The sequence below is a fragment of the Mesorhizobium sp. WSM3860 genome, from assembly GCF_002294995.1.
Classification (GTDB): domain Bacteria; phylum Pseudomonadota; class Alphaproteobacteria; order Rhizobiales; family Rhizobiaceae; genus Mesorhizobium.
Genome location: NZ_NSGF01000048.1, coordinates 1 through 1,507, shown reverse-complemented (window position 1 = coordinate 1,507; position 1,507 = coordinate 1). Strand labels below are relative to the sequence as shown.

At 59.4% G+C, this 1,507-nt stretch carries 1 pseudogene; it reads right to left on the bottom strand.

Going from position 1 to position 1,507, the window contains the following annotated elements:
* Positions 1–1,010: pseudogene (locus CK220_RS31195) on the bottom strand (hypothetical protein); the annotation flags it as partial.
* Between the last annotated feature and the right edge of the window lie 497 nt (positions 1,011–1,507).

Sequence of the window (1,507 nt, the reverse complement as noted above, 5' to 3'; positions counted from 1 at the left end):
GGCGATTCGTCAGCTTGATCGAACAGCCTCCGGGCCTCGGGAACCCTGTCCGACGCGGGCTCCGCATTGCGAACCCGTCCCAGCGCGAAGCGGAGATAATCATTGCCTGGAAACAACGTCTCAGCAAATTTGATCCGCGAATCATGATCCAGCCCAGAGATCGTCAGGCCCTGACTCTCAAGCGCGTCAGAAAATCTGCGAAGACTACGACCATAGACAACACGGGTGCCGGAGGCCAGGCTGCTGTCACCTGTCACTTGTTCTATGATGCGCGCGTCTGCCTTTGAGGGCACCGTCACTGGCCATCGGCCCGTCGCTGAATAGCCGGGCTCTTGATACGCACGCAGGACGTTCAACGCCGGCTTTATATCCGTTATGCCAGCGTTTTTCGGAAAGAAGGCTTCGACGTGATCGACCAGGGATTGGTGATCTTTTAGATCAGTCGCTTGGCCCCGAGCTCCGAGATCATTTACCAATCGGCGAAGTGCAGACGAGTATATTCGGAGCGTTGCCGCGCTATGGTGTTGCTGAGCCGCCGCGTGGGCGATCGCCTTATCAATAACGTCCCGGTGTTCGTCGGACAGATGGGGATAGCGGGTAGCCGTGAGAGTCGCCGAATAGTCCGGCTCATGATAGACACGGAGGGCGTTCAACGCCCTCTTCATTTCATCGTTTTTCGGAAAGAAAGCATCGGCGTGGTCGACCAGGGATTGGTGATTTCGTAGGTCAGTCTCTTTGCCACGAGCCCCGAGATCATTTACCAATCGGCGAAGTGCAGACGTATATTTTTTTACCGTGCTCGCGTTATATTGTTTCTGAGCCGCAGCGTGGGCGATCGCTTTATCAATAAGGTCCCGGTGTTCGTCGGACAGATGGGGATAACCGGTGGCACGGGGGCCACTCGCGACAAGTTCGGCTCGGCGCGGCTCGGCCCCGTGCGGCTCGAAGCCCGCTTGCCAGGCCTGACCAGCAACCGGCAAGGGGGCATGGCGGTCTAAGAAAGAGAGCATCGCGTCTGAGTCCCATGGGAGAAGCCTTTGGGGCACGGCGAATGGGACGTCTATGGAGTTCTCGATGGCAGCTGGGGGTGCCTCAGACCTTGCCAAGCGCGTTGCCTCCGCATGCGGCCATCCAATGTGTTCGGACCCTGTGCCCTGAACGGGTACCCCTTCCAATGGCAATTGACCCAACGGTTGCATGGGGGGCTGCATCGGCACGCGGCCTGAATTGCCGATTTCGCTCGGCTGCTGAATGGCGGCCTCCGGCGTATTCAGGGCCCTCTGCCTCTCCCCTGGGCTCAACAGCGCTGTGTAATGTTCAGTGTTTATGGTGACGCCCCCGCTGTTCACGCGGTTGCTCCTGTCGAGTGTACTTGTCAGCTCGTTCTGGGCCTCGCGCGGCTTGCTCAAGTGCTGGTCGAACGGCGCTGGCGCGACTTGTCGGGCTTGCTGCTCTCGCGACACGGCGTGTTGCACCTGCGACCCGGCTACTCCAAGAACCTCCGCGG